Source organism: Stenotrophomonas sp. 109824_Sma, assembly GCF_056480025.1.
Window position 1 is genome coordinate 1599911 of the sequence record NZ_CM151078.1, and the last position, 18401, is coordinate 1618311.

An 18401-nucleotide genomic window follows, 5' to 3' on the forward strand; every position below is an offset into this window, starting at 1 on the left:
CAAGCATGAAGTTGACCCTGCCCACCTGGCTGACGTTGTTGCGGATCGTGATGATCCCGGTGCTGGTGCTGGTGTTCTACCTGCCCTACACCTGGACCAACTTCGCTTCGGCGGCGATCTTCGGCCTGGCTGCGATCACCGACTGGCTCGACGGCTGGATCGCCCGCCGCTACCAGCTGGAGTCGGCCTTCGGCGCCTTCCTCGACCCGGTCGCGGACAAGCTGATGGTGGCGGTGGCGCTGTTCCTGATCGTGCAGGGTCACCCGACGCCGTGGATGGCGTTCTGGGCAGCGGTCATCGTTGGTCGTGAGATCGCGGTGTCGGCGCTGCGCGAGTGGATGGCCGAACTGGGCCAGCGCGCCAAGGTGCGCGTGGCGATGATTGGCAAGATCAAGACCACCGCACAGATGGTCGCACTGCTGTGCCTGCTGTACTCGGTGGCTCCGAACGTGCCGGTGCAGGACATCTGGATGGGCTGGCCGGTGTTCCACATCGGCGACTGGACGCTGGCGATTGCCGCCGTGCTGACGTTGTGGTCGGGCCTGCAGTACCTGCACGCCGCCTGGCCGAGCCTGCGCGATGACGAGCGCGCGGCGCGCGAGCGTGCGCGGCAGAAGAAGCTGGGCAACTGAGCCCCAGGGTCGGATCCCTTTCCGCAGGAAAGGGCTCTGAGCCCATCGGTGCAACCATCCGCGCATGGCGTGGATCTACTCGACGCGCTGGATGGATCTACGGTGATGCCCCATCCACGCATGGCGTGGATCTACTGGAAACGCTGCATCCACGGATGATGCGGATCCATCGGTTTGCGCGGATGCTGTAGTAGATCCACGCCATGCGTGGATACGCGCCGCCGGGCACCCTGCAGACCCTGAGAAAAAGCGCTTGACGCCATCCTTGGAACAGGTAGAATTTCGCCTCCCAAGCGGGAATAGCTCAGTTGGTAGAGCGCAACCTTGCCAAGGTTGAGGTCGCGAGTTCGAGTCTCGTTTCCCGCTCCAGATTCAAGAAGAACGCTCCCGCAAGGGGGCGTTTTTCGTTTGAGTCCAGGGTACTTCATCCCTGCTTCACCGCCACCCCATCGCCTCACCACGCGCGCTCGCGAAGCTGCATCTCCGTTCCAGTCCGGCGATGTCGCGATGCCTCATCAATCCTCCGCCTACGACCACGATGTGGTCATCGTCGGCGCCAGTTTCGCCGGTGCCGCCTGCGCATTGGCCGCTGCCCAATACGGCCTGCGCGTCTGCGTACTCGAGCGCAAATCCGATCCCGGCGAGCGCCTGCACACCACCGGCATCGTGGTGAAGGAGGTGATGGAGCAGACCTGGTTGGGGCGCATGCCCGAGCACCTGGTGCAGCGCATCGCGAACGTGCGCCTGTATGCGCCGAACCTGCGCAGCGTGTTGCTGGCCGCGCCGGGCTATTACTTCCTCACCACCGATACGCCGAACCTGATGCGCTGGCTGGCAAGTGAGCTGCGCGCGAATGGCGTAGACCTTCGCCTGCAGCAGTCCTTCACCGACGCCCATCGCAATGGTGACGGCTGGCAGGTGGAAGGGGCGGGGCGGTGCGCCTATCTGGTCGGCGCCGATGGCGCGCGTTCGCGCGTGGCCCAGCGCACTGGCCTCGGCCAGGTGCGTGACAACCTCTATGGGGTCGAACGTGAGTTCGCCGGCCTCCAGTTGCCGCAGGGTGATGCGTTGCATTGCTTCGTCAGCAAGCGCTATGCGCCGGGCTACATCGGCTGGGTCGCGCAGAATCCAACCGGCCTGCAGGTCGGGGTGGCGGTGCGCCATGACCCGGACCGGGTGCGACCGCCAGATATCGATGGCTTCCTTGAGCATGTGCGCGATGTGGTCGGCATTCCGCCCTCGGCGCGCCCTTCGGCCACCCGCGCCGGTCTGGTGCCGTGCGGCCGGCCGGACGGCCCGATCAGCGGCCCTCGCCTGATCCTGACCGGTGACGCGGCGGGCATCGTCTCGCCGCTGTCGGCCGGGGGCATCCATTCTTCGTGGCGGCACGGCTGGGCGGTCGGCGAGGCGATTGCCCGCCATCTGCGTGGCCAAGGGCCGGACGCCGAACGGGTAGCACAGCAGGTCGCCCCGGCCTTCCGCGGCAAGCGCCTGCTGCGCTGGGCGATGGATCACCTGCAGGCCGATTGGCCGCTCAATGCGCTGCTGCACACGGCTGCCACGCGGCGCATCGCCGAGCAGATCTACTTCCATCGCCGCGGCCTGCGCACGTGAAGGGAGCAGGCAGGGGCGCCTGAACGCCGCCGCTGACGTCACGTGAAAATTCCTGTTGACGCCGTGCAGCAATATCGACACAATAGCGCTCCTTCGACGCAGGTCGAACGAAATCTGCGGGAATAGCTCAGTTGGTAGAGCGCAACCTTGCCAAGGTTGAGGTCGCGAGTTCGAGTCTCGTTTCCCGCTCCAGATTCAAGAAAAACGCTCCCGCAAGGGGGCGTTTTTCGTTTGTCATAAGGTTGGCTGCAAGGGCCGCTACAGTCGCGCCACGGCATCTTCATTGCCGGCGTGATAGGACTGTGTGCCAGGTGATCGCGGGTGACCGGAAAGCGGGCCGGGGGGCGCACTCCATCGACGGTCATCGAGATTCAATGTCGTAATCAGAATGATATGCACCGATGGACGTGGGGACGTCCGGACGTGGTTCGTCGGAAAAATGTGCAATCGCAGGGAGGCGCATCCGGTGTTCCATCCCTTGCCGGCAGTGAAAGGATGACGAAAGGGCCATGGCAGCATTGCCTGAACCGATTGCGCGTTGTGACTGTTTTTCGACCAATTCTCCATGTTCGCTCCACAATCGCACGGTAGCCTTCATGCTCCTTCTACACGTTGGCGGGCTGGTGGTCAGGCGTATCACTCCAGTGGCAGTGCCCAGGACCGGGCGCGGATTCTCCCTGCAGGCAGTGCTGCGCCCCGGCGCGCTGCTCGCAAGCCTGGCCTTGGCGGGCTGCATGTCGGTGCCGGTTCCGGACCTGCCTGATCGCACGCCCAGCACCTGGACCCAGGTGCCGCAGGGCCAGGGCGTGGCAGTGGACGCCAAGCAGTGGTGGAAAGTGTTGTCCGACCCGGCGCTGGATGGACTGGTCGATCAGGCCATCACCGGCAACCTCGACCTGCAGCAGGCCACGCTGCGCCTGCAGGCCGTGCGGATTGTCGCCGGCACTTCGGACTCGCGCTTCCTGCCGGAAATCTCGGCCAGCGCCAAGCAGGTCCAGGACGCCGCCGCGGTCGACACCTATTTCCACGCCGGTATCGAAGCGATCTGGGACCTGGGCCTGTTCGGCGCCGCCGAGAGCGCCCAGTTGAGCGCGCAGGCCTCGGCCGGCAATGCCGAGGCGCTGCGTAGCGCCGCGCAGGTGGCGGTGATCGCCGACGTGGTGCGCAGCTATCTGGATCTGACCGTGGCGCAGGCCCAGCAGGACCTGCTGGCCCGCCAGCAGGCGGTGGACGATCGCGGCGAACAGTTGGCTCTGGTACGCCAGCGCCTGCGCCTGGATGAGCCCGGCGAACTTGATCGCCTGCGTGCACGCCAGGCGGCGACCCGGGCGGCCACGGCGCAGGCTCGCGAAAATGCGGACAACGCTGCCCGTGCGTTGGCATTGCTGCTGGGACGCGATGGTCCGGACCCGTCCTGGCGCGCCTATCGCACGCCGCCAAAGCTGGGCGCGTTCTCGCTGCAGCAGGTGCCGGCTGATCTGCTGCGCCATCGGCCGCAGATCCTGCTGGCCGAATCGGAGGTGATGCAGGCCGCGGCCAGCAAGGGCTCCGCGCGCGCCGCGATGTATCCGCGGGTCAGTCTTGGTGGCTCGATCCTGTACGCCTACAACCTCACCCAGAACGCCCGTTCCAACTCCGACTCCAGTCCGTCGATCGGCCCATACATCGATATTCCGCTGTGGGACTGGGGCCAGCGTCGCGCGCGTTTCCATGCCGATGAAAAGCAGCTGGATGCCGCGCTGCTCGGCTACCGCAAGGCGGTGTTGGAAGGTGTGAGCGAAGTGGAAGGCGCACTGGGCAGCCTGGCGCGCCAGGACAGCAGCATCCAGTCGCTGCGCGCGGCCGATGATGCCGCCGGCCAGCAGGTCAAGCGCCAGGCGCGGCAGGTGCAGCTTGGCCTGTCCAGCGAATTCGATGGGCTTGACACGCAGCGTGCCGCACTGGCCTCGCAGGCCGATCTGATCGGTGCGCAGGGCGCGCGCGTGCTCGCGTTCGCCTCGCTGTACCGCGCCCTGGGCGGCGCACCGCTGCCGGTCGAGGCTGAGGGCGATTCGCAATGATCGCACTGGCCCGCAAGACCCTGGCCTACGAGTGGCGCCGGTTCCTGCCGGTGGTGCTGGCGATGTGTTTCGCCGGCGTGCTGTTGATCGTGCAGGCGGCACTGGTGCTGGGCATCTTCGGTACCGCCGCGATCTACGTGAAGGCTTCATCCGCCGATATCTGGGCCGGTTTCCCCGGCACCCAGAGTGTCAACTACGGCCATGCAATCAGCGCGGATGTCGAAAGCCATCTGCGCATGGACCCGGATGTCACCCGCGTCGAGCCCTACGAGTGGGTCGATGGCGAATGGCGGTCCGGCGCGCAGGGCACCGGCAACGTGTCGGTGTACCTGTCCGGCATCTCCACCCGGGACGACGCGATGATGTTCGCGCGCATCCTGCCTGCCGACCTGCGCGCGCAGCTGCGTGAGCCGGGTGCGGTGATCGTCGACAACGCCGACCTGGACACGCTGGGCGTGGACCTGCAGAACAACCGTGCGTGGATCAACGGCAAGGCGGTGCGCGTGGTCGCTGCGCAACCCGGCCTGCGTGGCCTCGGTGGCGTCAACGTGCTGGCCTCGCTGGATACCGCGCGCGCCATCGCCGGTACCGACCCGCATGAGGGCAGTACCTATTTCGTGGCCGGCCTGCGCTCGCCCGACCTGGCCGATCGCGTGCGTGATCGCCTGGCGGCGTCAATGGGCCAGGCCACGCCGGTCGAGTTCTGGACCGCACCGGAGTTTGCCAGCCGTTCGCAGCAATACTGGCTGTTCGATACCGGCGCCGGCATCGCGGTGCTGTTCATGGCCGTCATCGTCTGCTTCGTCGGCGCGGTGATCACCAACCAGTCGTTTGCTTCCGTAGTGGCCGGCTCGGTGCGCGAGTACGCCACGCTCAATGCACTCGGTGCCGGCCGCTATGCGCTGGCGCGGGTGGTGTTCGAGCAGGCATTGCTGATCGGCGGCGTGGGCATGTTGCTGGCGGCGGCGTTCAGCACCGTCGTGCTGTTGATCGCACAGACCCAGCGCGTGCCGGTGCAGCTGACGCCGATGGTCATCATCGGCTGCGTAGCGCTGGTCGCGGTGATGGCCATGCTGTCGAGCATCATGGCGGTACGCAGTGTCGTCCGCTCCGATCCATCGTTGCTGCTGCGTTGAGGACCGGCCGATGACTTCTACACGCGCCGTCGCCCCGACCCTGCAGGCCGACGCACTGGAAAAGGGCTTCATGTCCGGCGATGTACAGGTGCCGGTGCTGCGCGGCCTGTCGCTGGACATCTATCCCGGCGAGCTGACGCTGGTGTCGGGCCCGTCCGGCTGCGGCAAGAGCACGCTGCTGTCGCTGCTGTCCGGCCTGTCATCGCCCGATGGCGGTCGCGTGCACGCGCTCGGCCAGGACGTGGGCCACATGAGTCGCAGTGAAGTGGAGCGCTTCCGCCTGCACCATGTCGGTTTCGTGTTCCAGGGCTTCAACCTGTTCCCGGCGCTGACCGCGCTGGAGCAGGTGCAGTTGCCGCTGGGCTACCGCGGCATGAGCAATCGCGAAAGCGAACCGCTGGCCCGCAGGGCGCTGGAGGAGGTTGGCCTCAGCCACCGCAGCCACATGCGCCCGGCGCAGCTGTCCGGCGGTGAGAAGCAGCGTGTGGCCGTTGCCCGTGCCTTCGCCAAGTCACCGACGCTGATCTTCGCCGACGAACCCACCAGCGCGCTGGACGCCGAGAACGGCCAGCGCGTGATCGACATCCTGCACCGCTACGCACGTGCGCATGGCGCCACCGTGCTGTGCGTGAGCCACGATCCGCGCCTGATCCGGCATGCCGATCGGGTGATCGCCATGGAAGACGGCATGGTCCGTGATGACCGCCGCCAGAACGAAACTGTAGAGTCCGCCCCATGACCAAGACGTCGCACCTGCTCCCCCTCAGCCTGGCCCTGTCCGCGGCACTGCTGCTCGGCGCCTGTTCCAAGGACGCGCCTGCCCAAGCACCTGCAGGCAAAGCCAGCGCTGCCACCGCCGGCAAGGTCGCGGTGGCGCGCGGCATCATCGACGTCGAGGGTGGCCTGATCGCGCTGGCGCCGCCGGTGGATGGCTCGATCACCGCCGCGCCGGTGAAGGAGGGCGCCACGGTGAAGAAGGGACAGTTGCTGCTGTCGCTGGATGGTGCCCTGCTGCAGCAGGAGGTGGCGATGGCCACCGCCGATCTCGCCCTGGCCAATGACCGCCTGAAGGGCGGCCAGGCGCAGCTGCGCGAACTGGAGCGCAACGCCACCCGCCTGTCCACGGGCGCCAGCGAAGGCGTGTCGTCCAACCAGCAGGCCGATGCGGCCAAGCAGCAGCTGGCTGCTGTGCGCGCCGATGTCGACGTGGCCGGTGCGCAGGTCGACATGGCCCAGCACAAGCTGGAACACGCAAAACTGAAACTGCAGCAGATGTCGCTGAGCGCGCCGGAAGCCGGCACCGTGGTCGGCCAGGTGCCGGGCCTCGGCGCCTTCGTGCAGGCTGGCAAGCCGGCGATCTCGCTGCTGCCGGCGCGTCCGCTGCAGGTGCGCGCCGAACTCAGCGCCGCCTATGCCGATGCCGTGCAGGTGGGCATGAAGGCCACCGTGGTGCCGGACAGCGATGGTGCCGAGAACACCAGCACGCTGCCGTCCGCACGCGTGGTGCGCATCAGCCCCGTGTTCGCGCAGGCACGCCTTCCCGAAGATGCCGGGCGCGGCGTGGCCAAGGTGGTGGAGTGCGTGCTGGAGTTCGATGGCGAGGCCAAGGCGCGCTTCGGCCAGCACGTGCGGGTGGAGTTCCGGAAGTAAGCCTGGTGTTGCGACGGGGCCACCTATGGGGCCCCTCGACGCCTGATGGTTCGCCACGCACTCACTGCAGACACCACGCACAGCGCCAGGAGCAGCCCCACGTCCAGCAGCAGCAACCACAGCAGGTGCATGCCGTGCACCGGCGGTTGGTGCATCGCGGACAGCATCCACGGCACCGACCACACCACCAGCAACGCGAACGCGATCAGCAGGCGCAGCCACAGGCGTCTCAGTTTCCAGGGCTGCACGATCAGTGCGGCCACCACCAGCTCGACGGCTCCCAGCAGCGCGAACACGATGACGGTGCTGGTCGGGTAGGGCAGCTCGGCGCCTTCCAGGTGGTGCAGCAGCCAGTAGTCCGGAGTGAAGCCGGCATTGACCAGCGCAGCGATCAGCGCCAGCCAGGTCAGCGCGACCAGCAGCCAGAACAGGCGGATGTAACGTCTAGGCATCGGCGGTGTCCGTGGTGGGGCGGGAGGTTCCGCGCGACGAATAGCGCAGGCTCACCGCGATTGCGGCCAGTGCCAGCAGGCCGGGCCCGATGGTGAAGTACAGCAGGCGCAGCGGGTGGTTGTGCATCAGCGTCCAGGTCGCGAACACCAACGGGATCGCCAGCACCAGCACCTTGGCGAACAATGGCCGCAACACCGCGATAAGCGGCTGGGCGCCAATGAACATCCAGAACAGATGGAACTGGGCGATGCCCAGGCCGATGTCGCGATGGGAGGTGAAGCCGAAATGGTCGCGATACGCGTTCATTCCCAGCGGAATCAGTGCCCAGTACAGCAGCGCCACCAGCAGATGCAGCAGCAGGGCGATCAACAGGGGCGTGCCGCGAAGGAACATGGGCGAATGGGACCGGGCGGGGCAGCGTACCCCAGTGCGGACGCCCGTGACCGCATCGTGTGAAGGCTGTTGACGGCGTGAAGGAATTTGGACACAATAGCGCTCCTTCGACGCAGGTCGAACGGAATCTGCGGGAATAGCTCAGTTGGTAGAGCGCAACCTTGCCAAGGTTGAGGTCGCGAGTTCGAGTCTCGTTTCCCGCTCCAGATTCTACAGGGCCCCGGTAGGGGCCTTGTTTTTCTCCCACCACGGCAAGGCGGGGCACGTTGGGCCACAAGGCTCTACGCGCAGTCAGAAAGGTGAAATCGCTGGTGTGTGTTCCGGATTTCCGGTACCATGTCGGCTTACGCGGGAATAGCTCAGTTGGTAGAGCGCAACCTTGCCAAGGTTGAGGTCGCGAGTTCGAGTCTCGTTTCCCGCTCCATGTTCCGACAGGCCCCATCATGGGGTTTTGTCTTGTCAGGGCCCTGTTCCTGGCGCGCAGTACGTTGGCCTCATGGCAGAGTGGCTATGCACCGGATTGCAAATCCGTTTACAGCGGTTCGATTCCGCTTGAGGCCTCCAATTGAAAAGCCCTGACTCCGGTCAGGGCTTTTTTGTTTTTCCCCACGGCAACCGCGCGATGCAAAGTCTGGCTTGTAAGCGCCGATTGGCGTTGACCGCATTGACCTCCGTGTTGTTCGGCGTCGCCATGTTCAGCGACGCCGAACAACACGGGCAGCCCGCTGCACGGCATGTATGCCGTCGGCATCTTCTCGATCCTGACGCCACTGCTGTTCCAGGTAGCGCTGGGTGCCGATGCGCCCCCGCGCATGGCCTGGCTGGCGCCGGCGATGTCGCTGATGGGCATGGCCTGCCTGTAGCTGATGATGTCCGGGCTGTTACGCTGGCTCCAGCATAGAAATTGCGGCAGGCGCGCGACATGATCATCCGGCTACTGACCGAAGACGATGCGGACATGCTCTGGGAGGCCCGCCTGCAGGCGCTGCGCGAGTCGCCCGCTGCATTCCTGTCCACGCTGGCCGAGGCGGCCGGCGATTCCTCGCAGGTGATGCGGGCGCAGCTTGATGACCCTCATACCCGTTACTTCGGTGCCTTCGACCAGGCGGCACTGATTGGCTTCCTGCGCTACGTGCGCCCGGTGCGGTTGGCGCGGCGGCACACGGCGGAGATCCACAGCGTCCATGTTGGCGCAGCCCATCGTGGTCATGGCATCGCCCGTCAACTGTTCCTTGCGGCATTCGCGGCGGCACGCATGGACAGCATCGAGTCGCTCACGCTGACGGTGCTGGCGGACAACGCTGCTGCGCGTGGACTGTACGAATCGCTGGGATTCACCGAATCCGGCGTCGAGCCGCGCGCGGTGAAGCGCGACGGCCGCTATGTGGACATGGTGTCGTACTGGATTTCAGTGACCGGCCACCCATCATCGCCGACACCTTGAATCACCCCCTCTATGCCGGGTCATGGGCCGGCGTCTGAGCGCGGAAGTTGCGCCCGACCGGTTCACCCACGCCCAGGTAGTGGCGGAACAGATAGATCAACGGTTTCCAGCGCGCGACATCGATGTGCTGGCTGCCTGCATGGGTGATCGCCTCATGCGCATGCACGCAGCGGATGCGGCCTTCGACGATCACGAAGTGCTGGCCATCGTCATCACTGGGCGCGTGCATTGCCATCACTGTGACTTCCACCTGCAGCGGGCACTCGGCAATCGTAGCGGGTGCCACCTGCGATGACGGTATGGCGTTGAAGCCGCCCAGCGCGAACTTGTCACGCACATGCACGTAGCCCATCGCCTGCTTGGCGTCGGGAACTGGATCGCGGCCGGTCGCCCGCGCGATGGCCTCGACCTGGGCCGCCTGTGCAGAAGACGGAAAGTTCAGCACGCACTCGTTGCGCAGCTGCAGGTTGCAATAGCCCTGGCCCTGCGTGCCGAGCCCCAGCACCACCCGGTTGCCCAGCGCCCAGAACGAAGAGAGCGGGCTGATGTTGCTGCTGCCGTCGGGATTGAGCGTGGTCATCAGCAGTACCGGCGTGCCCGGGTACAGGACCGAAGGCGTGATGCGCCGACGCTGGATCGAAGGGTTCGTCACTGCGGTTCTCGGAAGAGCGGGGCGGTGACTGTGCGCCGGGGCAGGCCGGCAATGCTTCGGCCTGCATCGAACTGTCGGCCGGGCCCTGCATGCCACAATGCCGGCATGGTCCACACCTCCGGTTCCCTTGTCAGTGTCGGTGCCCTGGTCGGTGACCAGGCACGCGCCGCCATGTTGCTGCAACTGATGGATGGCCGCGCGTACACCGCGATGGAACTGGCGCGGGTGGCCGGGGTGACGCCGCAGACGGCGAGCACGCACCTGCGGCGCCTGATTGAAGGCGATCTGCTGGTGGTCATCCCGCAGGGCCGCCATCGCTACCATCGGCTGGCGTCGACCGAGGTCGCGGACATGCTGGAGGGCATCCTGCGTGTGGCCGAGCGCACGCCCTCATGCACCGCCGCCGCGTCACGCAGCCTGCCGGCCTTGCGCGAGGCGCGCTCGTGCTATCGCCACCTGGCCGGCGTGCATGCGGTGGCCATCACCGATCACCTGCTGCAGGCCGGGCACGTGCTGCAGCGCGACGGCTATTGGCAGGTGAGCGCAGAGGGGGCGGCGTTCCTGCGGGAGCTCGGCCAGCCGTTGGCCGAGGTACTGCAGCAGCCGGTGACGACCAGGCCCGCGCGCTATTGCCGGGGATGCCTGGACTGCACCGAGCGGCGCCCGCATCTGGCCGGGCTGGTCGGCGAGGCGATGCTGGACAGCTTCGTGAACAACGATTGGCTGCGGCGTGTTGAAGGCCGTCGCGAACTGCGGCTGACCCCGCCGGGGCGCGAGGCGTTGTGGAAGTGGTTCGGCCTGGCGACCTGAGCGCCCGACCAGTCTCATTCGCCCGCGACATGCGGAGGCGCTATGGTCAGGTTCCAAGTCTTAGGGAGCTGCAATGGCGAGCAAGGACATGATGGACCGCAGTACGCAACCGGAATGCCGCCGATGAGCAAATCCGCTGCGGAAGTACGCTGGTTGACGTTCCGGCTGATGAACGGCCAATCGATCGGGCCGGACCGGTTGAAGGATGGCTGGGTGGTCGCCTCGGAGACCCGCCACTGTGGCGTGCGGCGCGAGTCAATCGAAGGCGCCGGCGTGGTCTACGCGCTGTACGCACCGGCCAATCTGGCCTCACCGCGCCGCGCGGAAATGCGCATGCGCGAGTTCCTGATGAGTTCCGGCTACACCTTCACCATGGGCACGCTGGGCGGCTGACGCCGCCCGTTGCGTTTACGGGCGCACCGTCAGCGCCTGGCCGAGTGTTCCGATCGGGCCGCGTGCATCGTGCAGCACGGTGCTGGTCAGGCCGATGCCCTGGCGGCCGAACGACACCGACGTGTCGAAGCCCAGCCACTCGCCTTCGGGCATGCCGAACAGGTGAGCGGTGAGGTCCAGGTTCGGGAAGGCGACCTCCTTCGGATCGGCGCGTACCGCCATGCCGTTGGACAGGTCGAAGAGGGTGGCGGCACGGGCCAATGGGCTGACCGCCTCACCGTCCAGCAGCGGCTGCGTTGCGCGGGCCCAGTAGGTTGCGCGGCCGGGGCCCTGGTCGTGGCGACGGATCTCGATGCTCTGGATGAAACCACCGGGCCAGACCGTGCCCGGGTCCCACGCCGGCATCGATTCCGGCGGCGCAATGCCGGTGATCGGCGTGCCGGCGATGGCCCCGGTATCGTTCGGGCGCATCAACCACGCGCGCACACGCAGCGCCGGACGGTCACCGTGCCGAAGTGTGGCCTCCACCAGTTCGATGGTGCGACCGCTGCGCAGCACCTGCACCTCAGCCTCCATCGCTTCGATCGGGATGGTGCCGAGGATGTCGTAGGACAGGCGCGCGATCAGGAAGCCATGGCCACGCGCCGCAGCGTCGCGTTCCAGGTGGTGGGCCAGCAACCCGATCGCCGGTGCGATGTGCTGCTCGCGGATGTTCCAGGCGCCGCCGGTATGCTCGGTCGGCAGGTAGCGGGTGTCGCTCAGTCGTTCGAAGAAGGCCATCGGGTGCGTTGCTTCAGCGGGGAAAGAGGCGGCAGGACGGTTGCCGGCCTCTGCATCCTAAGCGTTCGGCAATGGCATGCGCTGCGCCAATGCGGTCAATTGTGCCTGCGCGCGGGCCATGCCCTGCTCGATGCCATGTGGACGGATGTCCATGCCTTCGGCGTAGACGAAATCAACCTCGGTGATGCCGATCAGGCCCAGCACCGATTGCAGGTAGGGCGTCACCGTGTCGGTGCCCTGGCCGACATGCACGCCGCCGCGCGGACTGAACACCACCGCTTCCACGCCCTGGACCAGGCCCTGTGGCCAGGTGTCGGTGTAGCGGAAGGTCACGCGCGCGCGGGCGACCAGGTCGAACCAGTTTTTCAGCGGCGTCGGTACGTTGAGGTTGTACATCGGCGCGGCGATCAGCAGCAGGTCGCTGTCCATCAGCTCGCCGATCAGCGCATCGGACAGCGCGATGGCCTGTCGTGCGCGCGGCCCCGGGTTCTCTGCACCGCGCAGTGCGTGGAAGATCTCCTCATCCAGCACTGGCAGGTCCAGTGCGGTGAGGTCGCGCACGGTGACGACGTCATCGAAGCCCTGCGCGGCACGCTCGGCGAGGAAACGATTGATCAGGCCGGCGCTGCGCGAGGCGGTGCCGTTGAGGCTGGAGTGGAGGACAAGCACCTTGCTCATGGCGGGAAGTCGATCTGCGTGGAAGGGGAGGGCGCCCACTCTAGACTTTAAAAACTTCGCCAGTGGCGCTATTTTTTCCTTCCATTGGTTCCTGATTGGATACATTGTGGCCTTGTCCGATCTGAACGGTATCGACGTGTTCGTGGCCACGGTGCAGGCCGGCAACTTCGCGCAGGCGGCCGACGCGCTGCGGGTCACCCGCTCGGCGGTGGCCAAGAGCATTGCGCGGCTGGAAGCCCGGCTCGGCACCCCGTTGTTCCTGCGCACCACACGCAGCCAGCAGTTGACCGAGGCCGGGGCGCTCTACTACCAGCATTGCCTGCGCGCGCTGGAGGAAATCCGTGCAGGCGAGGCCGCGCTCGAAGGCGGGCGCACCCAGGTTGCCGGTCGCCTGCGCGTGTCACTGCCGGTGTTGTTCGGCCACCTGTGCATCGCACCGATCCTGTTGGAGCTGGCCCGCCAGCATCCGGCGCTGGCGCTGGACCTGCAGTTCAATGATCGTACGGTCGACCTGCGCGAAGAGGGCATCGATCTCGCGATCCGCATTGGCGCGTTGCCCGACAGCAGCGATCTGGTGGCGCGGCCGCTGGGGGAACACCGCATGGCAATCTGCGCCTCGCCGGCATTCATGGCCGGGCGCGAGCTGCCGCACACCGTCGATGCACTGCGTGGGCTGGAGGCGGTGGCCTACAGCCGGCGTGGCCAGGTGATGGAATGGAAGATGCGGGTGGATGGCGAGCCGCTGGTGTTGAAGCCGGACGCGCGCGTGCAGATGGACGATCTGCAGGGCGTGGCCGATGCGGCCGTGGCTGGGCTGGGCGTGGCCTGGCTGCCGTACTGGCTGGTGCGCGATGCCCTGCAGCAGGGGCGGTTGCTGGAAGTTCTTCCGGCCGCCTCCAGTGCGATCTATCCGATCCACGCGGTGTGGCCGCGGGTGCCCCACCTGCCGCTGAAGACGCGGGTGGCGGTGGACGCATTGCTGCAGCAGTTACCGGCGCGCCTGCTGGAGGTGGAGGCCGCCCCGCTGTTGCGCAGCTGATCGTCAGTTCAGTAGCTGGCGGCCTTCAACGCCTCGACCACGTCGGCTTCAGCGAATCCGCAATGCCCTTCGCCTGCCGCAGGCAGCACCTTCGGCAACGGCCGTGCGCCGGCATGGGCCGCCAGCTGCGGATACACCGTCTGCATATGCGGCACGATGGTGGGGTCGTTGTTGTTGAACTGGATCACCAGCGGTCGCTTCAACGCGCCGCTCAGTGTCAGCTTGGCGCGGATATCGGCCTGTGCCGCGGGCACGGCGTCGACACGCTGCACGCCGGCATTGAACGCCGTGTCGTCGCCGAAGCCGCGGTAGACCACGCCTCTGTTACCCACCGGCATGCCGCCGCTACGTGTCGCCAGTTCGTGCAGGACCAGTGCATGCAGGCTGATCGTGCCGGCCAGCGCATCCGGAGCGACCTGCAGTTGCCTGGCCAGTACCTCGGCATGCTGTGGGTTCTGCTGCAGCGCGCCGGCGATGCCTTGATAGAGCGCTGCCTGCGGCAACGCGGCCGCTTCATGCGATGCCAGTCCACTGGCCGGCAGGCCTTCCGCGTTGGGGAAGAAGTAATCGAAGGCGACCAGCGTGGTCAGCAGGTCAGTGGCGATCTGTTCGCCACTGAGGTTGGCACCGCACAGCGAGACGCCACCGGCGTAGTGCTGCGGGTAGCGCTCGAGGCTGGCCAAGGTCACTGCGCCGCCCATCGAGAATCCGAGCAGCCAAGTGTGGCGCACGCGCTTGAGTTCGCCCAGCGCGTGCTGGCGCAGGCGTTCCATGTCGGTGATCGCATCGGCCACGGCCCAGCCCTGGCTGGCATAGGCGCTCTGCGCGACGGCGTAGCCCGCGGCCAACAGCGTTGCAGTGCTGTCATTGGCGGTCATCGGCGTAGAGCGTGGCACACCCACTGGTTCATAGCCATGCGCCAGCATCACCAGGTCGCCGTTCCAGCCAGCCGGTACGTCCAGGCGCCAGGGGGCGCCCTGCAGCTCGCCGCTGAGCATGCGTGGTGCAGTGGGTGGCGCAGCCAGCAGCGATGCCGCAGGCAGCAGAAGGCCGAGGGCGAGGGCGCATCGAAGCAAGGGGCGCATCGTGGTCATTCCATCCGGGAATGGCGCCGAGCATAGATGCCCGCGAATTGTTGCGCGCGCTGCACTGCCGCAGGGGATTGCCGGTCGGCCGTGCTGCGCTCTACGCTGGCGGCATGGCCCAGCACACTGCCGCGTCGATTATCCGCATTCCCCACGGGAAGGCGGGGTAGCGCGCGGTCGTCATGGCCATGCAACCCGCCCGGGAAGGCGGGTTGCATGCGGCGCTCTCCCGGGTACTGGAATCCACCGAGGAGAACGCAGATGCACCCTCTTTCATCGACCGGCGACGCCCCGACCCTGCACCTGGTGTGCGGCAAGATCGGCGCCGGAAAGTCCACTCTGTCGCAGCGGTTGGTGGCGCAGCCGTGCCACGTGCTGATCAGCGAAGACGCCTGGCTGGCGGCGCTGTATCCCTGCCAGATCCATTCCGTCGCCGACTACCTGCAGCGCGCGGCAGCACTGCGCGCTGCGCTGACGCAGCATGTCCGCGCGATCCTGCAGGCCGGCGTCTCGGTCGTGCTCGACGTTCCGTTCAACACGCCCGCCGCCCGCGCCTGGGGCCGCGAACTGTTCGAGTCGGCCGGCGTTGCCCATCAGCTGCATTTTCTCGATGTTCCCGACGCCATCTGCAAGGCGCGTCTGCGTGCCCGCAACGCGCGCGGTGAGCACCCGTTCCAGGCCAGCGATGAAGCCTTTGAGCAGATCACCTGCCACTTCGTGGCACCTGTGCCGGAGGAGGGCTTCGTGGTGATCCGTCATGCACAGGAGGGGTGAGTTCCTGCAAATGGCCGTGTTCAGTCGATCATGGTGGTGGCGATTCCGATACGATCTGACGCATTGAACCCTATTCGCTTGATCTGGAGTCCCATCGTGGTCGACCGTCTCGCCATCCTGCTCGAACGTTTCGCGGTCACCGCCTCGGTGTTCCATGCCGGCGCGCTGTGCGGCATCAACACCCTGCAGGGGGAAGATGAGGCCGGCCAGCTGCACCTGGTGCGGCGGGGGCCGCTGCAGGTCAGCCACGGCCAGCAGACCCTCCAGGTCGACGTCCCCAGCCTGCTGCTGTACCCGCGGCCGATGCCGCACCGGTTCAGTACCGATCCGCAGCAGGGCGCCGACATGGCCTGCGCCAACCTGCATTTCGAGGGCGGCCGGCTGAACCCGATCAGCGCCGCGTTGCCCGAATTCATCTGCATGCCGCTGGCGGATCTCTACGGCGGCAGCGCAGCACTGGAGCTGCTGTTCGAAGAGGCCTTCGAGCAGCGCTGCGGGCGTGCGGCGATGGTCAACCGGCTGTTCGAGGTGGTGTTGATCCAGGTGCTGCGCCAGTTGATGGAAGGCGGCGAGATGCGTGGTGGCCTGTTCGCCGGGCTCGGCCATCCGCGGCTGCGGCTGGCGTTGGTGGCGATGCATGAAGCGCCGGCGCAGGCGTGGACGCTGGAAGACCTGGCCGACGTCGCCGGCATGTCGCGCAGTGTGTTTGCCGCCAGCTTCCGTGAGGCGATGGGCACCACGCCGGGCCAGTATCTGCAGGGTTGGCGGGTGGGCCTGGCGCAGCAGGCGCTGCGCCAGGGCAGACCGCTCAAGCGGATTGCCGACGATGTGGGGTACGGCAGCGAAGCGGCGCTGTCGCGCGCGTTCAAGGCGCACACCGGGCAGTCGCCGCGGGAGTGGCGCGGACAGGCCCGCGCCGGCGCTGCCTAAGCCTCAGCCCAGCACCAGCCGCGCCAGTTTCATGCCGCCGAACAGGCCGACCAGGCCCAGTGCCACCGAACCGCCGGCGTACAGCGCTGCCAGGCCATGCTGGCCGCGCTGCAGCAGCAGGCCGATTTCCAGTGCATAGGTGGAGAACGTGGTGTAGCCGCCGAGGACGCCGGTGGCCAGCAGCAGTCGCAGCTGCGGCGAGGCGCCATTGCGCAGGGCGAAGGCTTCGACCAGCACGCCCATCAGCAGTGCGCCGCTGATGTTGATCAGGAAGGTCGACCAGGGCCACGGACTGCCGACCGCCACGCGCGCACCGATCAGGTTGCAGGCGTGGCGCAGGCAGGCACCAAGTCCGCCGCCGATGAAGACCAGCAAATAGTTGTTCAATGCGTGCATCACGTGCCTCGGGTAGGGGTTCGCTGATTCGATGGCGAACGCCGAGGGCGGGCACGGCCTGCCGTCGACGAACACCGGTTCGTCCTGGCAGGAGCCATCAGCCCTTTCAGGCGGTTATCGGGGGAGCCCCATCCCCATCGACGACCATGCTACCAGCGGCAGTGCATTCACGTCATCGAGGTCGTCAGTACCCGGATGACCTTGCTGCGGCTGAAGCCGTCCATCAGCAGTTCGAAGGCCAGCAGGTCCAATGCTGCGTGGCGGCGATGATCGATCTCCAGCCCCTTCTCCTCCACCAGATGGCTGACCAGTTCGTAGGCGTCCTGCCAGACGTCCAGGTGGGCCTGGCTGGGGATGTAGGTATTGCCCCGTTCACCGACGCCAAGCCCGCTCACGCCATACAGCAGTTCGCGCGCGTCCAGCTTGGCCGCATCGGCGATGCGGAACAGCTGTTCGGCCTTCACATGGGCGGGGCTGACATGGTCGTTGAGCCAGTTGCTGATGGTTGCCGTCGTCGAATCGGCGGCGCGGGCCAGATCGGCCGGGCGAGGGTGCCCGGCTTTCTTCATGGCAATGGCGAGTCGTTGGCCGAGAGTATTCATCTATGCAAGCCAGCTTAACGCGTAGATCGCAAAGTTCCCTTGTTCCAAGAATAAGTCTGGTTAACAGAAGGACCGACCGTGACCGAATTCTGGAGCAAGGGGTAGGTGCGCATCCGGCTGGGTTTCCGGACCGATGCCGAACTGGCGCGCTTCTTTGGCATAAGCCGATCTGCGGTGTCGCAATGGCCCAGGGACTTCCCGATTCCTGCGCTGCGCCAATACATCCTGCATCAGCGCTACCCCAATCTGTTCCCGGCGACTGAGGCCGCAGAGGCCGAAGAGGTCTGAACTGCGCCGCATTTTGTCGCATATAGCACTCTAAGCGTGGTTTGCTAAGTATGCTTAGCAATATAGGAAACTTCGATGGAACGGGGCTCGGCCATCGGTGATGCCTACTGGAGCAGGGGGTGGGGGGATCGGGTAGTGTGTCGGGTCCGCCCCATCCGGGGACCCTGTCATCCCGTATGTGGTTTCGTGAACGATTAATAATTTCGATCACGAAAGTCGCTGCATGTAATTGACCTGTCGTGAAATCTATGACTAATTGGCATCAACCGGGCGTGAAGCCCGGGAGTCTTTCAGTAGCTCGCAAGTGAGTCGGTAGACCGTCAACGATGCAGAACAAGTCCAACGGAGGTCGTATGGAATACGGCATGCATGGCTTGGCTGAACGGGTACGCCGCGAACTGGAAGCCAGTTATCACAAACACGGATGCGGTCCGGCGTTCTGGGATACCTACCAGCAGGTGCTGGACCGCCTGGTCCCGCAGGGGACCGAGCGTACCGAGGTCACCAATGAAATGGCGCTGATCATCGAGCAGCTCGGCATTGTCCGACGTGCGCAGCTGGTACCGCCGCACGCCAACGGGCCGCGTTGATC

The 18401-nt window shown here is 66.3% G+C and carries 23 protein-coding genes, 5 tRNA genes and 1 riboswitch; of the genes, 20 read left to right on the forward strand and 8 right to left on the reverse strand.

Annotation, left to right across the window (positions count from 1 at the left end; genetic code table 11):
• Positions 1-5 precede the first annotated feature (5 nt).
• The 8 genes from pgsA (at position 6) to ACZK1G_RS07450 (ending at position 7092) form a co-directional block, all read left to right on the forward strand.
• Positions 6-632: a CDP-diacylglycerol--glycerol-3-phosphate 3-phosphatidyltransferase gene (pgsA, locus tag ACZK1G_RS07415; RefSeq protein WP_014036627.1), complete on the forward strand. Its 627-nt coding sequence runs from the start codon at positions 6-8 to the stop codon at positions 630-632.
• Between the two features lie 293 nt (positions 633-925).
• Positions 926-1001, forward strand: a tRNA-Gly gene (locus tag ACZK1G_RS07420).
• A 138-nt stretch (positions 1002-1139) separates the two neighbouring features.
• Positions 1140-2246 (forward strand): NAD(P)/FAD-dependent oxidoreductase, encoded by a 1107-nt coding sequence (locus tag ACZK1G_RS07425; RefSeq protein WP_049446028.1) that lies wholly within the window; start codon positions 1140-1142, stop codon positions 2244-2246.
• Positions 2247-2362: 116 nt separating this feature from the next.
• Positions 2363-2438, forward strand: a tRNA-Gly gene (locus ACZK1G_RS07430).
• 404 nt (positions 2439-2842) lie between these two features.
• The gene (locus ACZK1G_RS07435) at positions 2843-4306 is read left to right on the forward strand and encodes an efflux transporter outer membrane subunit (protein ID WP_101765237.1); all 1464 of its coding nucleotides are present in this window, start codon (positions 2843-2845) and stop codon (positions 4304-4306) included.
• The gene (locus tag ACZK1G_RS07440; protein WP_101765238.1) at positions 4303-5442 is read left to right on the forward strand and encodes an ABC transporter permease; all 1140 of its coding nucleotides are present in this window, start codon (positions 4303-4305) and stop codon (positions 5440-5442) included. The genes ACZK1G_RS07435 and ACZK1G_RS07440 overlap by 4 nt, the downstream gene beginning before the upstream one ends.
• Before the next feature lie 10 nt (positions 5443-5452).
• A complete protein-coding gene (locus ACZK1G_RS07445) occupies positions 5453-6181 on the forward strand; it encodes an ABC transporter ATP-binding protein (RefSeq protein WP_101765239.1) in 729 nt (242 codons plus the stop codon).
• Positions 6178-7092 carry an HlyD family secretion protein gene (locus tag ACZK1G_RS07450; protein WP_101765240.1) on the forward strand — a complete coding sequence of 305 codons (915 nt, stop codon included), beginning with the start codon at positions 6178-6180 and terminating at the stop codon, positions 7090-7092. Before ACZK1G_RS07445 ends, ACZK1G_RS07450 begins: the two co-directional genes overlap by 4 nt.
• Positions 7093-7115: 23 nt before the next feature.
• On the opposite strand, the gene ACZK1G_RS07455 is transcribed toward ACZK1G_RS07450, so the two are convergent.
• Both ACZK1G_RS07455 and ACZK1G_RS07460 read right to left on the reverse strand, forming a co-directional pair.
• Positions 7116-7544 carry a hypothetical protein gene (locus ACZK1G_RS07455; protein WP_014036633.1) on the reverse strand — a complete coding sequence of 143 codons (429 nt, stop codon included), beginning with the start codon at positions 7542-7544 and terminating at the stop codon, positions 7116-7118.
• Positions 7537-7938, reverse strand: a complete 402-nt coding sequence (locus tag ACZK1G_RS07460; protein WP_049446038.1) for a hypothetical protein — start codon at positions 7936-7938, stop codon at positions 7537-7539. Before ACZK1G_RS07460 ends, ACZK1G_RS07455 begins: the two co-directional genes overlap by 8 nt.
• Before the next feature lie 130 nt (positions 7939-8068).
• On the opposite strand from ACZK1G_RS07460, the gene ACZK1G_RS07465 reads away from it, so the two are divergent.
• The 5 genes from ACZK1G_RS07465 (at position 8069) to ACZK1G_RS07485 (ending at position 9382) form a co-directional block, all read left to right on the forward strand.
• Positions 8069-8144, forward strand: a tRNA-Gly gene (locus ACZK1G_RS07465).
• A 142-nt stretch (positions 8145-8286) separates the two neighbouring features.
• Positions 8287-8362 (forward strand) — tRNA-Gly (locus ACZK1G_RS07470).
• Positions 8363-8428: 66 nt separating this feature from the next.
• A tRNA-Cys gene (locus ACZK1G_RS07475) sits at positions 8429-8502 on the forward strand.
• A gap of 170 nt (positions 8503-8672) precedes the next feature.
• Positions 8673-8801, forward strand: a complete 129-nt coding sequence (locus ACZK1G_RS07480) for a hypothetical protein (RefSeq protein WP_265093458.1) — start codon at positions 8673-8675, stop codon at positions 8799-8801.
• Positions 8802-8860: 59 nt separating this feature from the next.
• Complete coding sequence (locus ACZK1G_RS07485) at positions 8861-9382, forward strand: GNAT family N-acetyltransferase (RefSeq protein WP_049446066.1); 522 nt, start codon at positions 8861-8863, stop codon at positions 9380-9382.
• A gap of 10 nt (positions 9383-9392) precedes the next feature.
• Here the strand turns inward: ACZK1G_RS07485 and ACZK1G_RS07490 are convergent, their stop codons facing one another.
• Positions 9393-10034, reverse strand: coding sequence for a flavin reductase family protein (locus ACZK1G_RS07490; protein ID WP_049446068.1), 642 nt, complete (start codon positions 10032-10034; stop codon positions 9393-9395).
• Between the two features lie 105 nt (positions 10035-10139).
• On the opposite strand from ACZK1G_RS07490, the gene ACZK1G_RS07495 reads away from it, so the two are divergent.
• Together ACZK1G_RS07495 and ACZK1G_RS07500 are read left to right on the forward strand one after the other, a co-directional pair.
• Complete coding sequence (locus ACZK1G_RS07495) at positions 10140-10844, forward strand: ArsR/SmtB family transcription factor (protein ID WP_101765241.1); 705 nt, start codon at positions 10140-10142, stop codon at positions 10842-10844.
• Positions 10845-10967: 123 nt separating this feature from the next.
• Positions 10968-11237: a hypothetical protein gene (locus ACZK1G_RS07500; protein ID WP_042358614.1), complete on the forward strand. Its 270-nt coding sequence runs from the start codon at positions 10968-10970 to the stop codon at positions 11235-11237.
• 15 nt (positions 11238-11252) lie between these two features.
• Here ACZK1G_RS07500 and ACZK1G_RS07505 read toward each other — a convergent pair whose 3' ends face one another.
• Both ACZK1G_RS07505 and ACZK1G_RS07510 read right to left on the reverse strand, forming a co-directional pair.
• Positions 11253-12017, reverse strand: coding sequence for a thioesterase family protein (locus ACZK1G_RS07505; protein ID WP_049446073.1), 765 nt, complete (start codon positions 12015-12017; stop codon positions 11253-11255).
• Between the two features lie 57 nt (positions 12018-12074).
• Positions 12075-12695 carry an FMN-dependent NADH-azoreductase gene (locus tag ACZK1G_RS07510; RefSeq protein WP_101765242.1) on the reverse strand — a complete coding sequence of 207 codons (621 nt, stop codon included), beginning with the start codon at positions 12693-12695 and terminating at the stop codon, positions 12075-12077.
• Positions 12696-12801: 106 nt separating this feature from the next.
• Between ACZK1G_RS07510 and ACZK1G_RS07515 the strand changes: the two genes are divergently transcribed.
• Entirely contained in the window at positions 12802-13734 is a 933-nt protein-coding gene (locus ACZK1G_RS07515) for a LysR family transcriptional regulator (RefSeq protein WP_080347532.1), read from the forward strand.
• 8 nt (positions 13735-13742) lie between these two features.
• Here the strand turns inward: ACZK1G_RS07515 and ACZK1G_RS07520 are convergent, their stop codons facing one another.
• Entirely contained in the window at positions 13743-14819 is a 1077-nt protein-coding gene (locus ACZK1G_RS07520; protein ID WP_049446454.1) for an alpha/beta hydrolase, read from the reverse strand.
• 261 nt (positions 14820-15080) lie between these two features.
• Between ACZK1G_RS07520 and ACZK1G_RS07525 the strand changes: the two genes are divergently transcribed.
• A complete protein-coding gene (locus ACZK1G_RS07525) occupies positions 15081-15593 on the forward strand; it encodes a P-loop nucleotide/nucleoside kinase family protein (RefSeq protein WP_049446079.1) in 513 nt (170 codons plus the stop codon).
• Positions 15594-15689: 96 nt separating this feature from the next.
• The gene (locus ACZK1G_RS07530; protein WP_049446456.1) at positions 15690-16523 is read left to right on the forward strand and encodes an AraC family transcriptional regulator; all 834 of its coding nucleotides are present in this window, start codon (positions 15690-15692) and stop codon (positions 16521-16523) included.
• Positions 16524-16526: 3 nt separating this feature from the next.
• Here ACZK1G_RS07530 and crcB read toward each other — a convergent pair whose 3' ends face one another.
• The gene (gene crcB, locus ACZK1G_RS07535) at positions 16527-16919 is read right to left on the reverse strand and encodes a fluoride efflux transporter CrcB (protein ID WP_014036647.1); all 393 of its coding nucleotides are present in this window, start codon (positions 16917-16919) and stop codon (positions 16527-16529) included.
• A gap of 81 nt (positions 16920-17000) precedes the next feature.
• Positions 17001-17064, reverse strand: a riboswitch (Fluoride riboswitch).
• A gap of 22 nt (positions 17065-17086) precedes the next feature.
• Positions 17087-17488, reverse strand: coding sequence for a helix-turn-helix domain-containing protein (locus ACZK1G_RS07540; protein ID WP_005415999.1), 402 nt, complete (start codon positions 17486-17488; stop codon positions 17087-17089).
• A 138-nt stretch (positions 17489-17626) separates the two neighbouring features.
• Between ACZK1G_RS07540 and ACZK1G_RS07545 the strand changes: the two genes are divergently transcribed.
• Entirely contained in the window at positions 17627-17809 is a 183-nt protein-coding gene (locus tag ACZK1G_RS07545) for a helix-turn-helix domain-containing protein (protein WP_322108138.1), read from the forward strand.
• A gap of 353 nt (positions 17810-18162) precedes the next feature.
• Positions 18163-18399: a hypothetical protein gene (locus ACZK1G_RS07550; RefSeq protein WP_005416001.1), complete on the forward strand. Its 237-nt coding sequence runs from the start codon at positions 18163-18165 to the stop codon at positions 18397-18399.
• Positions 18400-18401: the final 2 nt, after the last annotated feature.